16 protein-coding genes and 2 pseudogenes are annotated in these 21,926 nt (G+C 39.4%); 6 read left to right on the top strand and 12 right to left on the bottom strand.

The window, feature by feature from the left end:
* Positions 1-115: 115 nt before the first annotated feature.
* From allD to lrp, 10 genes and pseudogenes are all read right to left on the bottom strand, one after another.
* On the bottom strand, positions 116-1,165 hold the full coding sequence (allD, locus tag ACWPWK_RS16225; RefSeq protein WP_109373515.1) for an ureidoglycolate dehydrogenase: 1,050 nt from the start codon (positions 1,163-1,165) through the stop codon (positions 116-118).
* Positions 1,166-1,421: 256 nt separating this feature from the next.
* A complete protein-coding gene (locus tag ACWPWK_RS16220; protein ID WP_109373514.1) occupies positions 1,422-2,246 on the bottom strand; it encodes a MetQ/NlpA family ABC transporter substrate-binding protein in 825 nt (274 codons plus the stop codon).
* A 53-nt stretch (positions 2,247-2,299) separates the two neighbouring features.
* Entirely contained in the window at positions 2,300-2,986 is a 687-nt protein-coding gene (locus ACWPWK_RS16215; RefSeq protein WP_109373513.1) for a methionine ABC transporter permease, read from the bottom strand.
* A gap of 1 nt (position 2,987) precedes the next feature.
* A complete protein-coding gene (locus tag ACWPWK_RS16210) occupies positions 2,988-4,019 on the bottom strand; it encodes a methionine ABC transporter ATP-binding protein (protein WP_244185061.1) in 1,032 nt (343 codons plus the stop codon).
* Between the two features lie 258 nt (positions 4,020-4,277).
* Positions 4,278-5,567: a serine--tRNA ligase gene (serS, locus tag ACWPWK_RS16205; protein ID WP_109373512.1), complete on the bottom strand. Its 1,290-nt coding sequence runs from the start codon at positions 5,565-5,567 to the stop codon at positions 4,278-4,280.
* Positions 5,568-5,685: 118 nt separating this feature from the next.
* Positions 5,686-7,035 (bottom strand): replication-associated recombination protein A, encoded by a 1,350-nt coding sequence (locus ACWPWK_RS16200; protein WP_109373565.1) that lies wholly within the window; start codon positions 7,033-7,035, stop codon positions 5,686-5,688.
* A gap of 7 nt (positions 7,036-7,042) precedes the next feature.
* Positions 7,043-7,651: an outer membrane lipoprotein chaperone LolA gene (gene lolA, locus ACWPWK_RS16195; protein WP_109373511.1), complete on the bottom strand. Its 609-nt coding sequence runs from the start codon at positions 7,649-7,651 to the stop codon at positions 7,043-7,045.
* 113 nt (positions 7,652-7,764) lie between these two features.
* Positions 7,765-9,546, bottom strand: a pseudogene (locus ACWPWK_RS16190) (DNA translocase FtsK); the annotation flags it as partial.
* A gap of 476 nt (positions 9,547-10,022) precedes the next feature.
* A pseudogene (locus tag ACWPWK_RS16185) lies at positions 10,023-11,499 on the bottom strand (DNA translocase FtsK 4TM domain-containing protein); the annotation flags it as partial.
* A gap of 132 nt (positions 11,500-11,631) precedes the next feature.
* Entirely contained in the window at positions 11,632-12,126 is a 495-nt protein-coding gene (gene lrp / locus ACWPWK_RS16180; protein WP_004244566.1) for a leucine-responsive transcriptional regulator Lrp, read from the bottom strand.
* A 544-nt stretch (positions 12,127-12,670) separates the two neighbouring features.
* On the opposite strand from lrp, the gene trxB reads away from it, so the two are divergent.
* From trxB to infA, 5 genes are all read left to right on the top strand, one after another.
* Positions 12,671-13,630 (top strand): thioredoxin-disulfide reductase, encoded by a 960-nt coding sequence (gene trxB / locus ACWPWK_RS16175; protein WP_109373510.1) that lies wholly within the window; start codon positions 12,671-12,673, stop codon positions 13,628-13,630.
* A gap of 140 nt (positions 13,631-13,770) precedes the next feature.
* Positions 13,771-15,540 (top strand): heme ABC transporter permease/ATP-binding protein CydD, encoded by a 1,770-nt coding sequence (cydD, locus tag ACWPWK_RS16170; protein WP_109373509.1) that lies wholly within the window; start codon positions 13,771-13,773, stop codon positions 15,538-15,540.
* Positions 15,541-15,542: 2 nt separating this feature from the next.
* Entirely contained in the window at positions 15,543-17,294 is a 1,752-nt protein-coding gene (gene cydC, locus ACWPWK_RS16165; protein WP_109373508.1) for a heme ABC transporter ATP-binding protein/permease CydC, read from the top strand.
* 1 nt (position 17,295) lies between these two features.
* Entirely contained in the window at positions 17,296-17,988 is a 693-nt protein-coding gene (gene aat, locus ACWPWK_RS16160; protein ID WP_109373507.1) for a leucyl/phenylalanyl-tRNA--protein transferase, read from the top strand.
* A 339-nt stretch (positions 17,989-18,327) separates the two neighbouring features.
* Positions 18,328-18,546 (top strand): translation initiation factor IF-1, encoded by a 219-nt coding sequence (gene infA / locus ACWPWK_RS16155; RefSeq protein ID WP_004244560.1) that lies wholly within the window; start codon positions 18,328-18,330, stop codon positions 18,544-18,546.
* A 122-nt stretch (positions 18,547-18,668) separates the two neighbouring features.
* Here infA and clpA read toward each other — a convergent pair whose 3' ends face one another.
* Both clpA and clpS read right to left on the bottom strand, forming a co-directional pair.
* Positions 18,669-20,960, bottom strand: coding sequence for an ATP-dependent Clp protease ATP-binding subunit ClpA (gene clpA, locus ACWPWK_RS16150; RefSeq protein WP_102949390.1), 2,292 nt, complete (start codon positions 20,958-20,960; stop codon positions 18,669-18,671).
* Between the two features lie 30 nt (positions 20,961-20,990).
* Positions 20,991-21,305 carry an ATP-dependent Clp protease adapter ClpS gene (gene clpS / locus ACWPWK_RS16145; protein ID WP_109373506.1) on the bottom strand — a complete coding sequence of 105 codons (315 nt, stop codon included), beginning with the start codon at positions 21,303-21,305 and terminating at the stop codon, positions 20,991-20,993.
* A gap of 288 nt (positions 21,306-21,593) precedes the next feature.
* Between clpS and cspD the strand changes: the two genes are divergently transcribed.
* The gene (gene cspD, locus ACWPWK_RS16140; protein ID WP_109373505.1) at positions 21,594-21,803 is read left to right on the top strand and encodes a cold shock domain-containing protein CspD; all 210 of its coding nucleotides are present in this window, start codon (positions 21,594-21,596) and stop codon (positions 21,801-21,803) included.
* Positions 21,804-21,926 lie beyond the last annotated feature (123 nt).

The raw sequence follows: 21,926 nt of genomic DNA, 5'->3' as shown, positions 1-21,926 counted from the left end.
ACCAAATACATAATGGCTAATGAATTATAAATTTTATAGTGTGAATATATAAAAGAAAAAAGAACAGTCGATGTCACCATCCACTGTTCTTTTTATTGAGAATTGAGATGTTATATTAACCCGCAAACGGGTTTTTATTATCATAAGATTTATTATAAAGTGCATCAGATATTAAATAATTATAAATTTCATCAACAATTTCAATACCTTCTTTTTCGCTTCTTTGTTCTTCTATTTGACTATTCTCACCAGGATAAAGCACTTTCTCCACATGAGGAGCTGGCTTAATTGCATTTAACTCCCCCATAGCCTGTGAGATATGTTCTCTAAATAATGAGGCATCAGTAAAGAAAGCAGGATTGATAACAATATGTAATTGGCCTAGCTCTCGCCCCTGTGTTAAATCGTGATACATCGAACTGACATGTTTACCGAAAGGAAGACCCAGCAAAATGCCAGACAACACATCAACCATCATCATTAAACCATAACCTTTAGGTCCCGCAATAGGTAATAAACCTTTTACTGCGAAGGGATCTGTCGTAGGTTTACCACTTTCATCAACTGCCCAAGTATCAGGAATGTCGACATGACGCGAGCGCGCATCAAGTACCTTGCCCCATGCCTGTACAGTTGTCGCCATATCAAATGTAATACGTTTATCGCCTACTCCAGGCGCTGAAAAAGCGATAGGATTAGTGCCGTAATAGACTTCAGAGCCACCAAAAGGAACAACCATAGGATCAGATTGACACAGCGAAATACCCACCATGCCTGCTTGTGATGCTTGTTCAACAAAGTAAGATAGCGCACCACTATGACCAATTCGTCTTACACCAACAACCGCAACTCCCTTCTCTTGTGCCATCTTAATTGCGCGTTCCATTGCGTCTTTCGCTGCAACATGCCCAGCTCCATTATCACCATCAAATACAGCGCTACATGGCCCCGTTTCAGTATAAGTAAAATTAGGCGCTGTATTTGTACCGCCTTTACTGATCCGCTCTGCATAATATTCCACACGCACAGCACCATGAGAATGAATACCTTTGGCATCAGCATGGACTAAGACATCAGCCACCGTATCAGCATGAGGCTCACTCAATCCTGCATGATGTAATTTATTTTTGATTAATTGATGTAACTGCTGTTTAGAAACTATCATAGAATATGCTCTTTTGTAGGGTTCTAATTAAATAGAAATGTTATAAATAACGAAAGTAAATTCGAGCGATAGGTCTAATTTAACAGCATAAATAGGATCTGCCGTGATCGGTTTAACCAATGGCGGATTGCGTTATATTTTTGTTAAATAGTCATTTCTTTATTAAAAACCTTTTTATAATCCCTCTTATAATAAACAAAAAAGTGGCATAATCTCTTACACCACTCTTTGATACATTAATTTAAAAATAGACTAATTATGGAACAGGAACTGCTTCGCCTTTAAAGGTATCCAAAATAAATTTTTTGGTTTCAGGCGCTTTTAGCTGTACCATTAATTTAGCAATACGTGGATCGTTTTTATCTTCTTCTCTTATAACAACCACATTGGCAAACTTACTGTTAGCCGCAGGCTCTGTATAAATCACTTCTTTGGTTAAGTCTAATCCCGCATTAATGGCAAAGTGCCCATCAATAGAAGCGACATCTGCTTCACCATTTTTATAAATTTGTGGCAACAATGGACCATCATAGGTAAATAAAAACTTAATATTACGAGGATTTTCTACAATATCATCAATTGTAGAATCATCAGGATCGATGCCATCACGTAATTTAATTAAGCCCTCATCTTGGAATAGTTTTAATATATGTCCATGTTGTGCCAAGTTATTACTACTAATCATTTTTGCACCATTAGGTAAATCTTGCAGACTTTTATATTTTTGCGAGAAAAAACGATATGGATGCATATGTACAGCTCCCGCAGAAATTAATTTCCAATCAGGGTGATCTGCTAGTGTTTTATTTAAATAAGGTACATGTTGGAAAAAGTTAGCATCTAATTCTTTTTCGGCTAATGCTTGGTTTGGAATAATATAATCATTAAAAATTCGAATATCTAACTCTAGCCCTTCTTTTGCTAACTGCGGTTTAATAAATTCTAAAATTTCTGCATGCGGTGTACTTGATGCGCCGATAATTAATTTATTCTTTGATTTTTCATCTGATGGTTTGCAAGCAGAGAGTGCTAGACTAATAAGTAGCAGTGATCCCAGTTTTTTAAATACTGTTAATTTCATTGTTATAACCTTATTTTTTTTAAATTTGATTTTTAATTGAATTAATTCTTTAATTAGCGTTTATCTATATTTCTTACAACACTATCTCCTAATAACTGAATGCATAATACAATAAATAAAATCACTAAAGTCGCAGCCCAAACCACATCAAGATGACTGCGTTGGAATCCTTCTAAATAAGCTAAGTTGCCCAGTCCACCCGCCCCAATTGCGCCTGCAACTGCGGTTCCACCCACTAAAGAAATCAACGTGACGGTTAAGCCAGAAATAAGTGCAGGTGATGATTCTGGCAATAACACTTTAAATATTAGTGTAGGCAAATTAGCACCCATTGAGAGACTTGCTTCTATAACGCCTTTATCTACTTCACGTAATGCTAATTCAACCAATCGAGCATAAAAAGCAGCGGCTGAAATCACTAATGCAGGTAGTGCTGCATTAACACCTAATATGGTTCCCACAATTAATTTAGTAAAAGGGAACAATAAAATAATTAAAATAATAAAAGGAACGGCTCTAAAAATATTTACAATAAATGAGAGCATTCTATATATAGAAATATGTTCTTTATAACCCTCTTTTGCTGTTAAAAATAATGCCACGCCAATTAAGATCCCTAATAAACAGGATAATGCACCAGAAACCAGTGTCATATATAATGTATTTAATGTTTCTTCACCGAGTACATTGAGTTTTAAATGAGGTAAATAGCTATTAAACCAACTTTGTATTTCATCCATATCACACGACCGCTATATCAAATTTATTATTCTCAAGATATTGGATGATTTCATCCGATTTATTATTTAGCTGTAAATAAATAAACCCGTTTTCTTGTGAAAAACTGCCTTTTATTAAATTAACTGGATCATTAAATTTAGAAATTAAATCATAAAGTAAATAGTCATATTTTTTACCTTCTTGCAGTAACAGTTTTATTACTGTGCTTTGCTGCTTTATATTCTCAATATCATCACTGTTATCTGTTACATGTACTGATTGTGATAAAAACTGTTGTGTCACTTTATGTTTTGGTTGGTTAAATATTTTTACTACTTCGCCTTGTTCAATTATTTTTCCTTGCTCAATAACGGCTACTTTATTGCATATCGCTTTTACAACTTGCATTTCATGCGTGATCAACACAATCGTAATATTCATTTTTTGATTAATTTCAGCGAGCAGTGCTAAAATTGTTTGTGTTGTTTTTGGATCTAATGCAGATGTTGCTTCATCACATAATAAAACATCAGGATTATTTGCCAGCGCTCTAGCAATACCAACACGTTGTTTTTGCCCACCACTTAATGTTGATGGATATTCATCAGCTTTATCAGCAAGCCCAACTAACTCCATTAATTCACTCGCACGTTGAAAACGTTGCTTCTTATCTAACCCTGAAATTTCAAGTGGAAATTCAATATTCTCTCTAACTGTACGTGACCACAGCAAATTGAAATGTTGAAATATCATACCAATTGAGTGGCGGATTTTACGGATCTCACGTTCACTGCTGGTGGTAATGTTGTATTTACCAACAATCACTTCCCCCTTTGTTACAGGCTCTAAACGATTCAATAAACGAATTAAGCTACTTTTCCCAGCACCGCTATAACCAATGATGCCAAAGATATCTCCCTGTTCAATATTCAAATTAATATCATCAACAGCAATAGTTTGCTTTTTCCCTCGCTGATAAATTTTGCTGACATTTTTTAGTGTTATCATTTTAATCAACTCACCCATTAAATAGAAATCCAGACGGCTAAACATCTAGAAATCCAAATTAATGTCAATGAGAGAAATTGTCAAGGTGGGAATGAAAATATAAAAAATAAAAATGGAATACCTTAGAATTAAATTATTTATAATGCTCTCTTTGCTAATTTTTAACTCTATAATAATCTAATTATTTGGGTTTAATAGGTAATATAAAGCAAATTATTAGTGATAAATATTTTACTCGGGTAATAAAAAACCCCTGCCTAAGCAGAGGTTTCTTTTATCAATAATCAATTAATTAGATAATAATTAACCGATATATTCTAAACCTTTCATGTATGGGCGTAACACTTCTGGAATTTCAATACGGCCATCAGCCATTTGATAGTTTTCCATAATTGCGACTAAAGTACGACCTACAGCTAAGCCCGAACCATTTAAAGTGTGAACTAACTGGATCTTCTTATCACCCTTAGAACGGAAGCGTGCTTGCATACGACGTGCTTGGAAATCCCACATATTTGAACATGAAGAGATTTCACGGTAAGTATTTTGAGCTGGTACCCAAACTTCTAAGTCGTAAGTTTTACGTGAACCAAAGCCCATATCGCCAGTGCAAAGTACCACTTTACGGTAAGGTAGATTCAGTAATTGCAGTACTTTTTCAGCGTGACCAGTCAGCTCTTCTAATGCTTCCATTGATTTTTCAGGATGAGCGATTTGAACTAGCTCAACTTTATCAAATTGGTGCATACGAATTAAACCACGAGTATCACGACCATAAGAGCCTGCTTCTGAACGGAAACATGGTGTGTGAGCTGTCATTTTCAATGGCAAGTCGTCTTCTTCAAGAATGACGTCTCTTACCATATTTGTCACAGGCACTTCCGCTGTTGGAATAAGTGCATATTGGCTTTCTGCTTCTTCTTCTAACGGTTTAGTGTGGAATAAGTCTTCACTAAATTTAGGTAACTGGCCTGTACCGTACAGAGTTGCGTGGTTAACCAAGTAAGGAACATACATTTCTTGGTAGCCGTGCTCTTCTGTGTGCAGATCCAACATAAATTGTGTAATAGCACGATGTAAACGTGCAACTTGACCCTTCATCACAACAAAACGTGAACCGGTAATTTTTACCGCAGAAGCAAAATCTAAACCATCTGTTAGCTCACCTAAAGTCACATGATCTTTTAATTCAAAATCATAAGTTTTTGGTGTGCCCCAACGAGAAACTTCAACGTTTTCGCTGTCATCTTTGCCATTTGGAACAGCATCATCTGGCATATTTGGGATAGTTAAAACGTAATCACGAATTTCCGCTTGAAGCACTTCAAGTTCGGCTTTTGCAGCTTCAAGTTTTTCACCTAACAGGTTAACTTCTTGACGAAGTGGCTCAATATCTTCACCACGCGCTTTTGCCGCACCAATGGACTTCGATCGGGAATTACGTTCTGCTTGCAGGGATTCAGTTTCAACCTGTAACACCTTACGGCGTTCTTCTTGTTGACGAATTTTTTCCACATTGAGGATGAATCCCCTGCGAGCCAGTTTTTCGGCGACCGCGTCTAGCTCATTACGCAGTAGATTTGGATCGAGCATGCTTATCCTGTGCTTATTGATAGATTAATAAAAACCTTCTCTCCTATCTTATAAAAAAGATATCTGAGACAAGGCATAGTTAAGAAATTAATGATAATTGAATAACCTTACCGCATCTTTACATTTTGCGATAGCGTTTTGTCGTACTATTTTGATCTTGTTGAGCAAGCCAGTCTAATTTCTCTGCAAGCTTGATCTCTAACCCTCTTTTCACTGGGTAATAGTACTGTGTATCAGCCATTTCTTTAGGAAAATAGACCTCACCAGCAGCATAAGCATTAGGCTCATCATGAGCGTACCGATATTCAGCACCAAGCCCCATTTCTTTCATTAATTTTGTTGGTGCATTACGCAAATGCTCAGGTACATCATAATCAGGTTTACTTTTAGCATCAGCAATGGCTGCTTTAAATGCAGTATAAACAGCATTACTTTTGGGAGCACAAGCCAGATATACAATTGCTTGAGCAATAGCGCGCTCACCTTCTGCGGGACCAACACGCGTGAAACAATCCCATGCAGCTATTGCCACTTGCATAGCACGAGGATCGGCGTTTCCCACATCTTCTGATGCAATCGCCAATAAGCGACGAGCAACATAAAGCGGATCACCGCCGGCTGTTATGATCCTTGCATACCAATAAAGAGCAGCATCAGGCGCTGATCCCCTGACTGATTTATGCAATGCAGAGATAAGATCGTAAAAGCGATCACCTTTATTATCAAAACGAGCACTTCGTTCACCACTGATTTCTGTCAGTAATGCTGGTGTTAATACTCGTTTTCCTTGTTTATCAACTTCAGCGATATCCGCCATCATTTCAAGCAAATTTAATGAACGGCGCGCATCACCATTAACCAATTGTGCAATCATTTTGCGTGTATCATCTGGCAGAATAATATTACGTCCGCCTAAACCCCGTTCAGGATCGTCCAGCGCTTGTTGTAGTACTTGCTCAATATCAGCTTCGGTTAATGAACGTAATAGATAAACTCTTGCTCTGGATAACAATGCTGAATTTAATTCAAAAGAGGGATTTTCTGTTGTTGCGCCAATAAAAGTGATTGTGCCATCTTCAATATGAGGCAAAAAAGCATCTTGTTGACTCTTATTAAAACGATGAACTTCATCAACGAACAGGATCGTTCTACGCCCTGCATTGCGGTTTTGGCGCGCAATTTCAATAGATTCTCTAATTTCTTTAATACCCGATGTCACCGCAGATAATCGTTCTATATCAGCTTGCGCATAGCGACCAATGATCTCAGCAAGGGTGGTTTTACCCGTACCAGGAGGTCCCCATAAGATCATGGAATGCAATTGACCCGCTTTAATCGCTCGAGGTAATGGTTTACCTTCGGCAAGTAAATGAGTTTGTCCGATATATTGTTCCAACGTTTCAGGTCGCATTCTTGCGGCTAAAGGTTGGAACTCATTGCGTGAAAAATCGAGTGATAAATTACTCAAAATATCCTCACTGACGTTGGTCATCCACAGTCACACCCGCAGGAGGAGTAAAGCGAAACGCGGATGCATCGATTGGTGCGGCAGTCTGTGCAGTCAATTGATAATTGCTTACTTGACCGTCTTGTTCTGTAGCTGCAAATTGCTGAATTTGTCCGTTAGGTAATACAGTTATCGTAAAATGTTTTAAGTTATTTTCTACTTTAGGTGTTAACTCAAAACGATCACCAGACTGTTTCACGTCATAGTTTTGCCACTCTTTACTGTCATTACGGGCGATCAGCATAAAAGGCGTATTGGTTGTGGCACTTTCCAGCCAAGTTGCTGTAACTTGCTCGACAAAAGGATTGTAAAACCACAATGTTTTACCATCAGAGATCAACGTGCTCTCATCTGGTGCTGTCATGTGCCAATTAAACAAATCAGGGCGTTGTACTTTTAAACTGCCTTCCCCTTTTTGGATAAGTGAGCCTTCATTGCTGGTCACGGTTTGACTAAAGTTTGCTTGAAAACTATTTACTTTATTTAATCGTTGTTGCAAATCCTGACGTGCATCAGCCCAAGCGGCTTGGCTACTAAATAATGTCATCGCACACACTGCAAATAATACTTTTTTCATTCTACAAGCCTCGGCATGAGATAACGCCGACATAATGTCGGCGTATAAATTATTGATGATGTTGTGCAGATTATCATGCTATCTCATTAGCTGATAACTGTGTTTTCAAGATATTACATATCTGAAGGTGGCGACGAAAGGACATCACGCGTATTGTTGTGATTTGGCGCACTGACAATACCTTGCATTTCCATTTGTTCCACAATTCTTGCTGCACGATTATAGCCAATTCTAAATTGACGTTGCACTCCAGAAATAGAAACACGTTGTTTTTCAACCACAAATTCTACAGCTTGGTCAAATAACGGATCAAGCTCTTCGCCATCGTCATATCCACCACCACTATTACCTTCACCTTCTTCACTGCATTTAGTAATAGCTTCAATATACTGAGGACGACCGCGTGCTTTCCAGTCGGTTGCGACTGCATGAACTTCATCATCACTCACAAAAGCACCGTGAACACGCTCAGGTACAAAACCATTAGGTGCATAAAGCATATCCCCCATACCTAGTAATGATTCTGCACCACCTTGGTCTAAGATAGTTCGAGAGTCGATTTTACTCGATACAGTAAACGCAATACGGCTAGGAATATTGGCTTTAATTAACCCAGTAATGATATCAACGGAAGGTCTTTGCGTTGCAAGCACAAGGTGAATACCCGCAGCACGCGCTTTTTGTGCTAAACGTGCAATCAATTCTTCAACTTTCTTACCTGCTGTCATCATTAAATCAGCAAATTCATCAACAACAACCACGATATAAGGCTCTTTTTCCAACGTTGGCATTTCTGTTGCCATACTGTCTGTTGGTTTCCAGAATGGATCTGGAATTGGGCGTCCCATCGCTTCTGCTTCTTTAATTCTTTCGTTATAACCTGCAAGATTACGCACACCTAATGCCGACATCAGTTTATAACGGCGTTCCATTTCAGCCACACTCCAACGCAGAGCACTTGCGGCATCTTTCATATCGGTAACCACTTCTGTTAGAAGATGTGGAATACCTTCATAAACCGAAAGCTCAAGCATTTTAGGGTCAATCATAATAAAGCGAACATCTTCTGGTTTCGCTTTATAGAGAATGCTGATAATCATCGCATTCACACCGACAGATTTACCTGAACCTGTTGTACCAGCAACAAGTAAGTGAGGCATTTTAGCCAGATTGGCAACAACTGGCTGACCGCCGATATCTTTACCTAAAACAACAGTCAATGGCGAGCGGCTATCACGAAATGCATCGCTATCTAACAACTCACGCATATAGACGGTTTGACGTTTTTTGTTAGGTAACTCCAGCCCTACATAAGGTTTGCCCGGAATAACTTCAACAATACGCACCGCAATAGCAGACAATGAACGAGCTAAGTCGCGTGATAAATTTGATATACGTGCAGCTTTTACACCTGGTGCAAGTTCAAGTTCAAAACGAGTGATAACAGGCCCCGGTGAAATACCAACCACCTTGGCTTTAACACGGTAATCATTAAGACGAGCTTCAATAAGTTTACCAATACGCTCAAGCTCAAACATATCAACAGGCTCATCTTCTACTGGTGGCGTTGTTAGTAGATCCAGAGAAGGCATTGGTGTTGTTGGCTTCTGCAATGGTCTATCATTACGCATCAAGAATGGGTGAATTAACGATTCTTGCTGTTGCTGTTGCTGTTGCTGTTGCTGTTGCTGTTGCTGTTGCTGTTGCTGTTGCTGTTGCTGTTGCTGTTGCTGTTGCTGTTGCTGTTGCTGTTGCTGTGCAAAATGCTGAGCCATATTAGGCTGAGGCTCAATACGTGATTGAGGTGCAACTTGTGGCGTAACAGGTTCTGAAACAATCGGTGTAAACACTGGCTCTATCGGATCTTCATCCAATAGATCATCAATTGGCGAGAACGCCTCTAATGCTGTGAGCTCTCTTTCTAACTCAATTTTAGGGCTGTATTCTTCCTCTTCTTCATCACGAGGCGAAATTTGTAGAAATGCATTGCTGGCTGGGTATTCAACTTTTTTCTCAATAGTTTGAGTCGGTTGCGCTGATTGTGAAGCGAATGAATGTTGAATATGAGGTTGATAACCCGTTGTTGCTTGCAATGAAGGTGCTGATGTCGATATTTGAGGTAAAACCTCATCTTCGTCATCATCTAACGAAACATCATCACCATAACGATCCTGCAATTGTTGCTTAAATTGTGCTGCTAATTGTTGCTGATATTGCTCATCTTCATCAATATCGCTGTTATTCTCTTCTGTGGAAGAGAACGTATTCGCGGTAACCGTTGGTTCATCTCGATAATCATCTTGTTGATGATTAAATGAAGATAATGGTGTTGTAATATTTGGCTGATGGGCTCCAATAATAGCTTCAGGATCAGCACTATCGTCCTCACCATAACGTTCGCGTTGCTGTTCGAGGAATTGCTGACGCAACTCTTGTTCGAAATTCGCTTGTTCTTGAATATCAGCTAACTCATCTTCAGATTCAGATTGAACGGCTTCCTCACGACGACGCAATTCAGCTTCGCGTTGTGAAGGTATATGAATGCCATAAAGCTCACGGCGTGTTGGCAATCGCACTGGATTTGGGCGTGGTAATTCAGGACCTAATCCTTGTTTAACTTGAGAGCCATGACTAACAAGAGCACTAGTTGCTGCCACTGTAGCTGCTTGTGTTAAAGAGTCTGTATCAGGTGCTAACGAGAATGTAGGTTCAGCTCCGCCTGCAGGCATTACACTATCTGTTGATACGGACGATGGCTGTGCCATAGGTTCATTATCAAACGGCATCACAGAAGGTATATTCTTTTCTGGTATTGAGTAAGCGAAACTTGAAGGAGCATTGACTTCTGATTGAGCTTCTTTTTTCAAAAATGCTTCTGGAATATCAAAACGGTAATGTTCTGGCTCTTCCTCTGTATGAGTTGGTTGTGAAACCGTTGCTGGCACAAGAGGATCAGCTTGCGTCAATGTTTGCGCATGTTCATCTGCTATGTCATTTGTTGCAGAGAAAGATAGCAAATCATCTTCTTGTTCTGCTTTAACTTGTAATGTGTCTATCTCTTGCTGACGAGCTAGCTCAAGTGCTGAAGGCGCAGAAAATAAAATATCATCACTCTCTTCTGTTGCTAATTCAGATTGCTGATTTTCTTTTTGATTTAAATTTTCAGCTAATTCTGTAACAACGTCTTGAGTATCATCTTCCTCTTCTTCATCCTCGTAATCAGCTTCATTTTGGCCTCTATTGGTAATAAAACCAACACTTCCCAAAATAACGGCACCAATCTTTTCTGTGATTGTTAACCAAGACCAGCCGGTAAACAGTGTAAAGCCAATAGCCCAAACAGATAACAGGGCAAGAGTAGCACCTAAAACATTAAACCACGGTAATAGGGCTTTGCTAAACAAACTTCCAATAACACCACCAGAGCTGAAATTATAGATATCATCAAAATTAAGATCAGCCAATGCACAAGAGGTAAAGATCAGAGCCAAAGCACCAATCGTGCGTAGTGCAAGGGAAAAGAAGTCGGTGTATTCACGGTTTTGTTGGTAGCGTAGAGAATTCCAGCACCCAAAAACCACGACGACAGGAATTGCATAGGCAAGTAAACCAAATGCAGAAAATAGAATATCAGCTAACCATGCTCCGATACTACCGCCTAAATTTTGAATAGGCTCATTCCAAGTGGTTTGTGACCAGCTAGGATCAGAGGGATGAAAGCTAAGTAATGAAACCATTAAAAAGACAGCGCCAATACCGATGAGGATGAGAATAGCCTCCCAAATACGGCGACGGTTGCTTATCTTTGTTAAACGAATATTTTTATCTTCTGTATATTCCTGGCTCAAAGAGGGCTCTCCAGGTTTAACTTAGGGTGAATTAAAACGGAACAACGCTGAGATATCCCAGCGTTGAAACTGTATGCATAAACAGGAGTGTACCTAACTTTTTCCTGCTTTGCACCAACCTATTAAGTTGGCTTAGCGAGTTTTAATTACAAGACGGTTACTTTGTTTAACTTCTTCCATAACCACGTATGTACGTGTGTCATTAACACCTGGAAGACGTAACAGTGTTTCACCGAGTAATTTACGGTAAGCGGACATATCAGGTACACGAGTTTTCAACAGATAGTCAAAATCACCAGAAACTAAATGGCATTCTTGGATTTCTTCAAGTTTTTGAACAGCCATATTGAATTGTTCAAAAACATCTGGTGCACCACGGTTTAATGTGATTTCCACGAATACTAGTAATGATGCATCTAAGTAATGTGGGTTTAACAGTGCAGTATAACCAGAAATAAATCCTTGGCGTTCTAAACGACGTACACGCTCTAAACAAGGTGTTGGTGATAAACCTACACGTTTAGATAGCTCAACGTTTGAAATACGACCATCTTTTTGAAGCTCATTTAGAATATTCCGGTCTATTCTATCAAGATCTTTACCCGGACGTTTTTTATTATCAATCATCTCTATACTCTCTTTCTCTTTTTCTCTTACTTTATTTTCCTATACCCATACCTGTACACCTTCAGCATCACTGTCGAAACTTCGGTATCAAACGGTCAGAGCAAACTACCAATCTATTTTCTTTTAATGCCAGATAAAAGTTCTATTTTATCCAAATACTCATTAGCAAATATCGCAAAGTAACTATCCTATGCCCTGTCTGTCTAAAAAATAATACGTACAACATCCGAGGATAATTATCTTTAACAATCATGTTTTCGCAAATGTACAGCGGATTGTCAAAGCAAATGAGTAAAAATCAGAACAAGGCGCTATGTTATTCTCTATATACGCAAGATAAACATCAATTGTAAAGCAAAATGTTTCAGGTTAATTCGATGATGTTAGCCCAATATAACTCTATAATTATTAAACTATATTAGTATTAACTATTGCTAAAATAGCTAAAATATTATGTCTATTTCTCGTCATTGGCTTTTTTTAACGTCTTATTTCTCCTACAATCCCTCAATTCGCATCACGCCTAATCAGAGATGAGGTATACATGAGCACCATCAAACATAGCAAACTTATTATTTTAGGTTCAGGCCCTGCGGGTTATACCGCCGCCGTTTATGCTGCAAGAGCAAACTTAGAACCAGTACTGATTACGGGTGTTGAAAAAGGCGGTCAGCTGACAACAACAACAGAAGTCGAAAACTGGCCCGGTGACCCAGAAGGGTTAACAGGTCCTGGATTAATGGACCGCATGTTTCAGCACGCTGAAAAATTTAATACAGAGATTATCTCTGACCATATTAATAAAGTCGATCTGAAAAACCGTCCATTCCGCCTATTTGGTGATGAACAAGAATACACTTGTGATGCATTAATTATCGCAACAGGTGCTTCTGCACGTTATATCGGTTTACCTTCAGAAGAATCTTTTAAAGGCCGAGGCGTTTCGGCTTGTGCAACGTGTGACGGATTTTTCTATCGTAACCAGAAAGTCGCTGTTGTCGGTGGCGGAAATACCGCTGTGGAAGAAGCTCTTTATTTAGCGAATATCGCATCAGAAGTTCATCTGATCCACCGCCGTGATTCTTTCCGTTCTGAAAAAATCTTAATTAACCGTTTAATGGACAAAGTCAACAGTGGCAATATTATTTTGCATACTGATCGCACCTTAGACGAAGTTCTTGGCGATGATATGGGTGTAACTAAAGTTCGCTTAAAAGATACTAAGAGCGATAAAACCGAAGAATTAGAGGTTATGGGTGTCTTTATTGCTATTGGACATAGCCCTAATACCGCTATTTTTGATGGTCAATTAGAATTAGACAATGGTTACATCAAAGTACAATCAGGAACTCAAGGTAATGCAACACAAACCTCTATCGAGGGTGTTTTTGCAGCAGGTGACGTAATGGATCACATTTATCGTCAAGCAATTACCTCCGCAGGTACAGGCTGTATGGCTGCTTTAGATGCAGAACGTTACTTAGACGCACTAAAATCCAACTAAAATCATCACTTCCCTTCAAGGCGCTATTTCAGTAGCGCCTTTTACCATGTAACATACTAACCTGGTTGCCAAAGCGTATAACTACTTACCCTTGGCCTTTTGATACTGTGTATCTCACCTGCAAATTTGAATCTTTTCTTATGGATAAAACTAAACAAAGTGAATTGGTTCGATGGCTGAAACAGCAAAGTGCTCCAGCCCGCCGATGGCTACGGCTATCAATGATCCTAGGTGTTGTAAGCGGTTTATTAATTATTGCACAAGCATGGTTATTAGCTGTTTTACTTCAAGCATTTATCATGGATAGTCTGAGTCGTGATATGCATATACCTACCTTTCTCACCCTTATTGGTATTTTTATCTTACGCGCTGTAGTGATGGCAATAAGAGAGCGTGTAGGTTATCGATGTGGTATGGCGGTCAGGCAACAAATTCGTAAAATTGTGCTTGATAAACTTGAAGAGCTAGGTCCTGTTTGGGTTAAAGGCAAACCCGCAGGGAGTTGGGCAACAATTATTCTAGAGCAAATAGAAGATATGCAAGATTACTATGCGCGTTATATTCCGCAAATGTATCTTTCTACTATTGTGCCTATCCTTATCCTTATCACCATATTCCCTGTTAACTGGGCTGCTGCCTTGATTCTATTTTTCACCGCCCCACTGATCCCGCTATTTATGGCATTAGTTGGATTAGGTGCAGCAGATGCTAACCGCAGAAACTTTCTCGCATTAGGTCGTTTAAGTGGTAACTTCCTTGATAGATTAAGAGGACTAGATACATTACGGTTATTTAACCGTGGTAATGCAGAAGTTAAACAAATCACCGAAGCAACAGAAGATTTCCGCAAACGTACAATGGAAGTGCTAAGAATGGCATTCCTTTCGTCAGGCGTATTGGAATTCTTTACCGCTGTTTCTATCGCTGTTGTGGCTGTTTACTTTGGTTTTTCTTACTTAGGTGAACTTAATTTCGGTAGTTATGGCTTAGGTGTCACACTATTCTCAGGCTTTTTAGCGCTGATCTTAGCCCCTGAATTTTTTCAACCTTTGCGTGATTTAGGAACTTACTATCATGCCAAAGCTCAAGCCATTGGCGCCGCAGAATCTCTGGTTGAATTTTTAGAAGCTGATGGTGAAAAACCACAATTCACAGGTAATGAGCGCATCAATACAACAGAAAGTATTGAGATTACAGCTCATGAACTAGAAATTCTATCTCATCAAGGTGTCAAACTCGCAGGTCCATTAAACTTTACCATTAACCCTAATCAACGAATTGCGATTGTGGGTCTAAGTGGTGCAGGCAAAAGCTCGCTATTAAATGCGCTACTCGGCTTTTTACCTTATCGTGGCTCATTAAAAGTTAATGGCGTTGAATTGACGCAACTCTCGCCTGAAGCATGGCGTCAATGTTTAAGCTGGGTTGGTCAAAATCCTAATTTACCAGAACAAACCTTGCTAGATAATATTCGCTTAAGTAATCCTAATGCCAGCAATGAACAAATCAATCTTGCCATTGAAAAAGCGTATGTCAGCGATTTTATTAATGAGTTACCTGACGGCTTAAATACGATTATTGGTGATAGTGCTGCACGCCTTTCTGTTGGTCAGGCTCAACGTATTGCTGTTGCTCGTGCTTTATTGTCGCCTTGTCAATTTTTGTTATTAGATGAACCAGCAGCAAGCCTTGATTCTCATAGTGAACAACGTGTCATGCATGCGCTTAATAACGCTTCATTAAATCAAACAACCTTGCTTATTACCCATCTACTTGAAGAAACATTGGGTTACGACCAAATTTGGGTGATGGAAAAAGGTCAGATTATTGAAACTGGCACTTATGCATCATTAAGCCAACAGAACGGCACTTTTGCTCGCCTTCTTGCTCATCGTAAAGAGGAACTTTAATCATGAGAGTATTGCTTCCTTTTCTTGCGCTCTATCGCCGTCACTGGTTTATGTTATTGCTGGGGATTATTCTTGCAATTCTGACTTTACTGGCGAGTATTGGTCTTTTAACACTATCGGGCTGGTTTTTAGCAGGTACGTCTCTTGCGGGTTTTGCGGGTATTTATAGTTTTAATTATATGCTACCCGCTGCGGGTGTTCGAGGTGCTGCAATTTTTCGTACTGCGGGTCGTTATTTTGAAAGGCTTGTCAGCCATGACGCAACGTTTCGCGTATTATCGCACCTACGTGTATTCACCTTTAAAAAGATCCTCCCTCTTTCACCAGGTGGAATTGCACGTTTTCGTCAAGGTGAGTTACTAAACCGCTTAGTTGCTGATGTTGAAACGCTCGATCATCTTTATATTCGCGTTATTTCCCCTATCATTGCCGCTTTTGTTGTCATTATGACAATTATGTTTGGCCTTGGTTTAATCGATGCACGTTTAGCCAATACGCTAGGTGGCATTATGCTTACCTTGCTGATTGTTTTGCCTTTCGTATTCTACTACGCGGGTAAACCTATTGGTCGTGATCTCACCGATTTACGAGGTCAATACCGCACAGTATTAACCAGCATGTTGCAAGGACAAGCCGAACTAACTGTTTTTGGCGCATTACCTCGTTTTAGACAAAATCTGGCGCAACTTGAAGCTAAATGGCTGCGTAGACAAGCACAACAAGCAAACTTAACTGGTTTATCGCAATCATTGATGATCCTCGCATCAGGTCTAACAGCAACATTAATTTTATGGCTTGCGGCTGATGGTATCGACAATAGTTTTATGCCAGAAGCGTTAATTGCCTTATTTACGTTCTGTGCATTGGCAGCATTTGAGTCTTTAGCGCCTGTTACTGTTGCTTTCCAGCATTTAGGTCAAGTAATGACATCAGCAACTCGTATTTCTCATTTAATTGAGCAAAAACCGGATGTCACTTTTCCTGAAAAAGGAGGAGAAACAAACAATCGAGCCACACTTACAATGCGCGATATTTGCTTTACTTATCCAGCCCAACCAATGCAAGTCATCAATCACGTTGATTTAACGATTGAAGCAGGACAACACATTGCATTACTAGGAAAAACAGGGTGTGGTAAATCGACTCTGTTGCAGTTGATCAATCGGGCTTTTGATCCGACTCACGGTACTATCAGTTTAAATAATTTGCCTATTGCTGATTATGATGAAGCGACATTACGTTCAATGATGTCCGTTGTCCCTCAACGCGTTCATGTCTTTAGCCACACATTAAGAGAAAATCTATTGATGGCCAAAGAACAGGCAACAGATGAAGAACTTAAACATGTTCTTCAGCAAGTTGGTCTTGGGCAGTTACTTGAAAATGATGAAGGCTTAAATGCATGGATGGGTGATGGTGGTAGACAGCTCTCTGGTGGCGAACAGCGACGTTTAGGACTTGCAAGAGCCCTACTCCATAATGCACCTCTTGTATTGCTTGATGAGCCAACAGAAGGCCTTGATGCCGATACAGAACAACAGATCCTTGCGCTCTTGCATCAGCATTGCCAAGGTAAAGCTGTATTAATGATCACACACAGACTTCACGGTTTAGATAAAATGGATAAAATCTGCGTTATGGATGGCGGAAAAATCGTTGAAACAGGCACTCATGCTTCGTTGTTACAACAACAAGGGCATTATGCTAAATTTCATCAAAGACAGGCTCTATTAACACCAACGCACGAGGCATAATATGCCGTTGTTTCAATTGGATGATAATGATTTAGATTTTCCAGAGCCTCACTTAGCTTTAAAAGAGCCTAATGGTTTATTAGCGATAGGGGGAGAAATCTCTCTTTCACGATTACGTGTTGCGTATCAATCAGGTATTTTCCCTTGGTACTTTCCTTATGAAGAACCACTTTGGTGGTCACCTGATCCAAGGGCCGTTTTACCGGCTGGTGATTTGCATATTGGGCGCAGTTTACGTAAATTTATTCGGCACCAGCCTTATAAAATCACGTTAAATCATGCCTTTGCTTCAGTTATTGAGGCTTGTTCTGTACGTGAAGAAGGTACGTGGATAGGCCCTGATATAAAAACAGGCTATGAAGGGCTTCATCAACTAGGTGAGGCTCACTCTGTTGAGGTTTGGGAAGGTGATGAACTCGTTGGAGGATTATATGGTGTAAACATGGGTGCCGTTTTTTGTGGCGAATCTATGTTTAGCCGTAGAGATAACGCATCTAAATGTGCCTTTATTGCTTTTTATAACCATTTTCTTCGTTATGGGGGTCAACTATTTGATTGTCAGGTGCTAAACTCTCATACTGCCTCGTTAGGTGCCACTGAGATCTCTCGTGAACATTATTTAGTTGCGTTATCTCGTTGGAAAAAAGTGATTATTGATAAAAAGTGTTGGTATCAGCAATCGTTGGAATTATAATCACTGCTTGTTTTTGTAAAGCCCTTCTTATTTAAGACAGAATCGAGAATGCCATTCTGTTATTTATGCAAAAAGGTTTATACAAAAATTTTATCTTACACACCCATTATGTGGTTTGGGTGCTGTTATTTTATTGCTACAAATACCACAAAATAAAGAATTACGACTTCTGTTATTACTTTTACTTTAGCAAAGTAAAACGCAAGTTGCGGTAAGGATGTTAAGTGCAATAGCAAGGTGAACACCATTGCTATCCAATAACATTCCTTTACATAGGACAATATTTTCGGCATTATCTTGCCGTTTAAAAAATATGGTTATTAAAACTTAGAGGATTAGATGGCCAAAGAAGACAACATTGAAATGCAAGGCACTGTACTGGATACTCTGCCAAACACGATGTTCCGCGTTGAATTAGAAAACGGACACGTCGTTACCGCTCATATCTCAGGAAAAATGCGTAAAAACTATATTCGTATCCTGACAGGCGACAAGGTTACCGTTGAGCTGACCCCATATGACCTGAGCAAAGGCCGTATCATCTTCCGTAGCCGTTGATCCCAATCTGTTCTCTCCCGCTATTGTCATATAACGGGTGAAAAAAACACCACAGGCAAGGCATTTATTGATGCTCACCTGTGGTGTATGCTTTTATAGCTTAGTGAGATTAACCGCTATCCTTAGATAACGGTATCTTCATTCTTGGCTAGTTTTTCTTGGCTAACAAACTCATAATTCAATTTGCCTGCCAGCTTATCTAGTGTTACAGAAACTGAACCACCATTAACAAGAGAACCAAATAAAATCTCGTTAGCTAATGGTTTTTTCAAGTTTTCTTGAATAACACGCGCCATTGGCCTTGCGCCCATCGCTCTGTCATAACCTTTATCACATAACCATTGACGTGCTTCTTGGCTAACTTCTAGCGATACCCCTTTATCATCTAACTGCACTTGCAGTTCGACAATAAATTTATCCACCACCATAGAGATAATTTCTGGTGATAAGGCATTAAACCAAATAATACTATCTAAACGGTTACGGAACTCTGGTGAGAAGGCTTTTTTGATTTCAACCATCGCATCAGTACTATTATCTTGCTCTGTAAACCCAATCGATTTACGTTGAGTTTCACGTACACCCGCATTGGTTGTCATCACTAAAATAACATTACGAAAATCTGCTTTACGTCCATTGTTATCAGTTAATGTACCGTTATCCATTACCTGTAACAGGATATTGAATACATCAGGGTGCGCTTTCTCAATTTCATCAAGTAACACAACAGAATATGGGTTTTTAATGACAGCGTCTGTTAATAATCCACCTTGATCAAAACCAACATAACCAGGAGGAGCACCAATTAAACGACTGACCGTATGTCTTTCCATATATTCCGACATATCAAAACGTAACAGTTTTACATTTAATGCTTTTGCTAACTGTACAGTGACTTCCGTTTTACCTACCCCCGTAGGGCCAGCAAATAAGAACGACCCCACGGGTTTATTATCTTGGCTTAATCCTGCACGGCTCATCTTAATCGATTCAGATAAGGCATGGATTGCTTGATCCTGACCGAATACCAACATTTTTAATTGGTTATCGAGATTTTTCAGCATTGATTTATCACTGCTAGAAACTGTTTTTTCAGGAATTCGTGCAATTTTAGCCACGACCGACTCAATATCAGAGACATTAATGGTTTTCTTACGTTTGCTTGGTGCAACTAAACGTGTTTTTGCACCTGCTTCGTCGATGACATCAATAGCTTTATCAGGTAGATGTCTATCGGTGATGTATTTAACCGATAAGTCCACCGCGGCCTGAATCGCTTTATTGGTATAACGTACATCATGGTGCGCTTCGTATTTTTGGCGCAATCCTTTGATGATCAAAACCGTCTCATCTGGAGATGGCTCAGTCACATCAATTTTTTGGAAACGACGCGCAAGTGCTCTGTCTTTTTCAAAGATATTGCTAAATTCTTGATAAGTCGTAGAGCCTATAACGCGAATTCGACCACCTGACAGTAAAGGCTTAATTAAATTTGCAGCATCAACTTGTCCCCCCGATGCTGCTCCTGCACCAATAATGGTGTGGATCTCATCAATGAATAAGATGCTTTTTTCATCTTTTTCTAGGGTTTTCAGTAATGCTTTAAACCGTTTTTCGAAATCGCCACGATATTTTGTTCCCGCTAATAGCGAACCAATATCGAGTGAGTAAATCGTGTAACCTTTCATCACATCAGGCACATCATCTTGCTCAATACGCCATGCAAGCCCTTCTGCGATAGCTGTTTTACCGACACCCGATTCGCCCACTAATAATGGGTTATTCTTGCGACGGCGGCATAACACTTGGATTGTTCTTTCTAATTCAGCTTGGCGCCCAATTAGGGGATCAATTTTACCTTGGCGCGCTAACTGATTAAGGTTAGTGGTAAAATTATCCATATGATCGTCACCTTGAGGCATCTCTTGTTGAGATTGTGCGTTCATATCATTCATGTCAGAAAGATCTTCGTTTTGTTGATCTTCTTTTGAAATGCCATGAGAAATAAAGTTAACGACATCAAGGCGACTAACGTCGTGTTTACGTAATAAGTAAGCTGCGTGAGACTCTTGTTCACTAAAAATAGCCACCAGCACATTAGCGCCAGAGACTTCATTTTTGCCTGATGATTGAACATGAAAAACAGCGCGCTGTAATACACGCTGAAAACTCAGCGTTGGCTGTGTTTCTCTGTCCACATTTTCAGGCAGAATTGGGGTTGTTTTACGAATAAAGACTTCAAGTTCTTCGCGTAAGACTGCTAGATCGACTTTACAAGCTTCCAATGCTTCGCGTGCCGATTTATTACTTAATAGCGCCAACAACAGGTGCTCTACAGTCATAAATTCGTGTCTGTTATCACGGGCTTTCGCGAATGCAACATTAAGACTCAGCTCTAATTCGTGATTAAGCATAAGCACCTCCTCCTTAAAAGACTAACCGGATTATGCCTGTTCAAGAGTACACAAAAGTGGGTATTCGTTTTCTCTCGCATACAGATTAACTTGAGCCACTTTTGTTTCGGCAATATCCGCACTATAAACCCCACAAACTCCTTTTCCTTTATGATGAACGTCCAACATAATTTGCGTTGCTTTTTCCTCGCTAAGGAAAAAATACATCGTAAGCACTTCTACAACAAAATCCATGGGGGTGTAATCATCATTATTCAAGATCACCTTATACATTGCTGGTGGCTCATTTAGCTGATGAACATCATCCCTTAACGTGGTTTCTGTTAAAAAATCAAACTGACCCATTGTTTTGCATTACTCATAGTTTTGTTAAACGTCACTTTCAATTATGACATTTAGTTTACCATCTCACAGGAAAGTCTGCCTATCAACGCTTTTTTATTCCCTCTTTTTACATCCAAAAAATAACAAAGCGTTAGCTACATCAAAATTTCGCCTCATTGAAACACTTTCTACCCCCTTCACCTCTTGACGACTTAAACAATAAAATAGAGTATGTTTTATGAACAGCTCAGTAAATATACTGAAAGTGATGTTAAACAAATAAATACAAGTATATGAGAGAAGCTAAGTATGGAGACAGGTACAGTAAAGTGGTTCAATAATGCTAAGGGTTTTGGTTTTATTACCCCAGCAAATGGTGGAGAAGATATTTTTGCCCACTATTCAACAATTAGAATGGAAGGCTACCGCACACTTAAAGCGGGACAGAAAGTTAATTATAGCACGATAAAAGGACCTAAAGGTGATCATGCTGACCTTATCATTCCTATTATTGAATAGAGGATAATTGACAGTATAGATAAACCTAATAAAAATACCTTTTACACAATGCAGTTCGATACTTTTAATTTAAAAGAATGCCTAATTCATTCAAATAAAAGCCCTTTATATTAAGGGCTTTTA

This window comes from Proteus sp. Marseille-Q3619, assembly GCF_965283115.1.
Note: the sequence above shows the minus strand (reverse complement) of the source record. Positions and strands in the feature narration are given on the sequence as shown.

Coding starts and splice junctions, on each gene's coding strand:
- cydC (WP_109373508.1), top strand. CDS start 15,543: ATGAGAGTATTGCTTCCTTTTCTTGCGCTCTATCGCCGTCACTGGTTT.
- ACWPWK_RS16215 (WP_109373513.1), bottom strand. CDS start 2,986: ATGGATGAAATACAAAGTTGGTTTAATAGCTATTTACCTCATTTAAAA.
- infA (WP_004244560.1), top strand. CDS start 18,328: ATGGCCAAAGAAGACAACATTGAAATGCAAGGCACTGTACTGGATACT.
- lrp (WP_004244566.1), bottom strand. CDS start 12,126: ATGATTGATAATAAAAAACGTCCGGGTAAAGATCTTGATAGAATAGAC.
- ACWPWK_RS16220 (WP_109373514.1), bottom strand. CDS start 2,246: ATGAAATTAACAGTATTTAAAAAACTGGGATCACTGCTACTTATTAGT.
- clpA (WP_102949390.1), bottom strand. CDS start 20,960: ATGCTTAATCACGAATTAGAGCTGAGTCTTAATGTTGCATTCGCGAAA.
- cydD (WP_109373509.1), top strand. CDS start 13,771: ATGGATAAAACTAAACAAAGTGAATTGGTTCGATGGCTGAAACAGCAA.
- allD (WP_109373515.1), bottom strand. CDS start 1,165: ATGATAGTTTCTAAACAGCAGTTACATCAATTAATCAAAAATAAATTA.
- aat (WP_109373507.1), top strand. CDS start 17,296: ATGCCGTTGTTTCAATTGGATGATAATGATTTAGATTTTCCAGAGCCT.
- serS (WP_109373512.1), bottom strand. CDS start 5,567: ATGCTCGATCCAAATCTACTGCGTAATGAGCTAGACGCGGTCGCCGAA.
- trxB (WP_109373510.1), top strand. CDS start 12,671: ATGAGCACCATCAAACATAGCAAACTTATTATTTTAGGTTCAGGCCCT.
- lolA (WP_109373511.1), bottom strand. CDS start 7,651: ATGAAAAAAGTATTATTTGCAGTGTGTGCGATGACATTATTTAGTAGC.
- cspD (WP_109373505.1), top strand. CDS start 21,594: ATGGAGACAGGTACAGTAAAGTGGTTCAATAATGCTAAGGGTTTTGGT.
- ACWPWK_RS16210 (WP_244185061.1), bottom strand. CDS start 4,019: ATGTTTAGCCGTCTGGATTTCTATTTAATGGGTGAGTTGATTAAAATG.
- clpS (WP_109373506.1), bottom strand. CDS start 21,305: ATGGGTCAGTTTGATTTTTTAACAGAAACCACGTTAAGGGATGATGTT.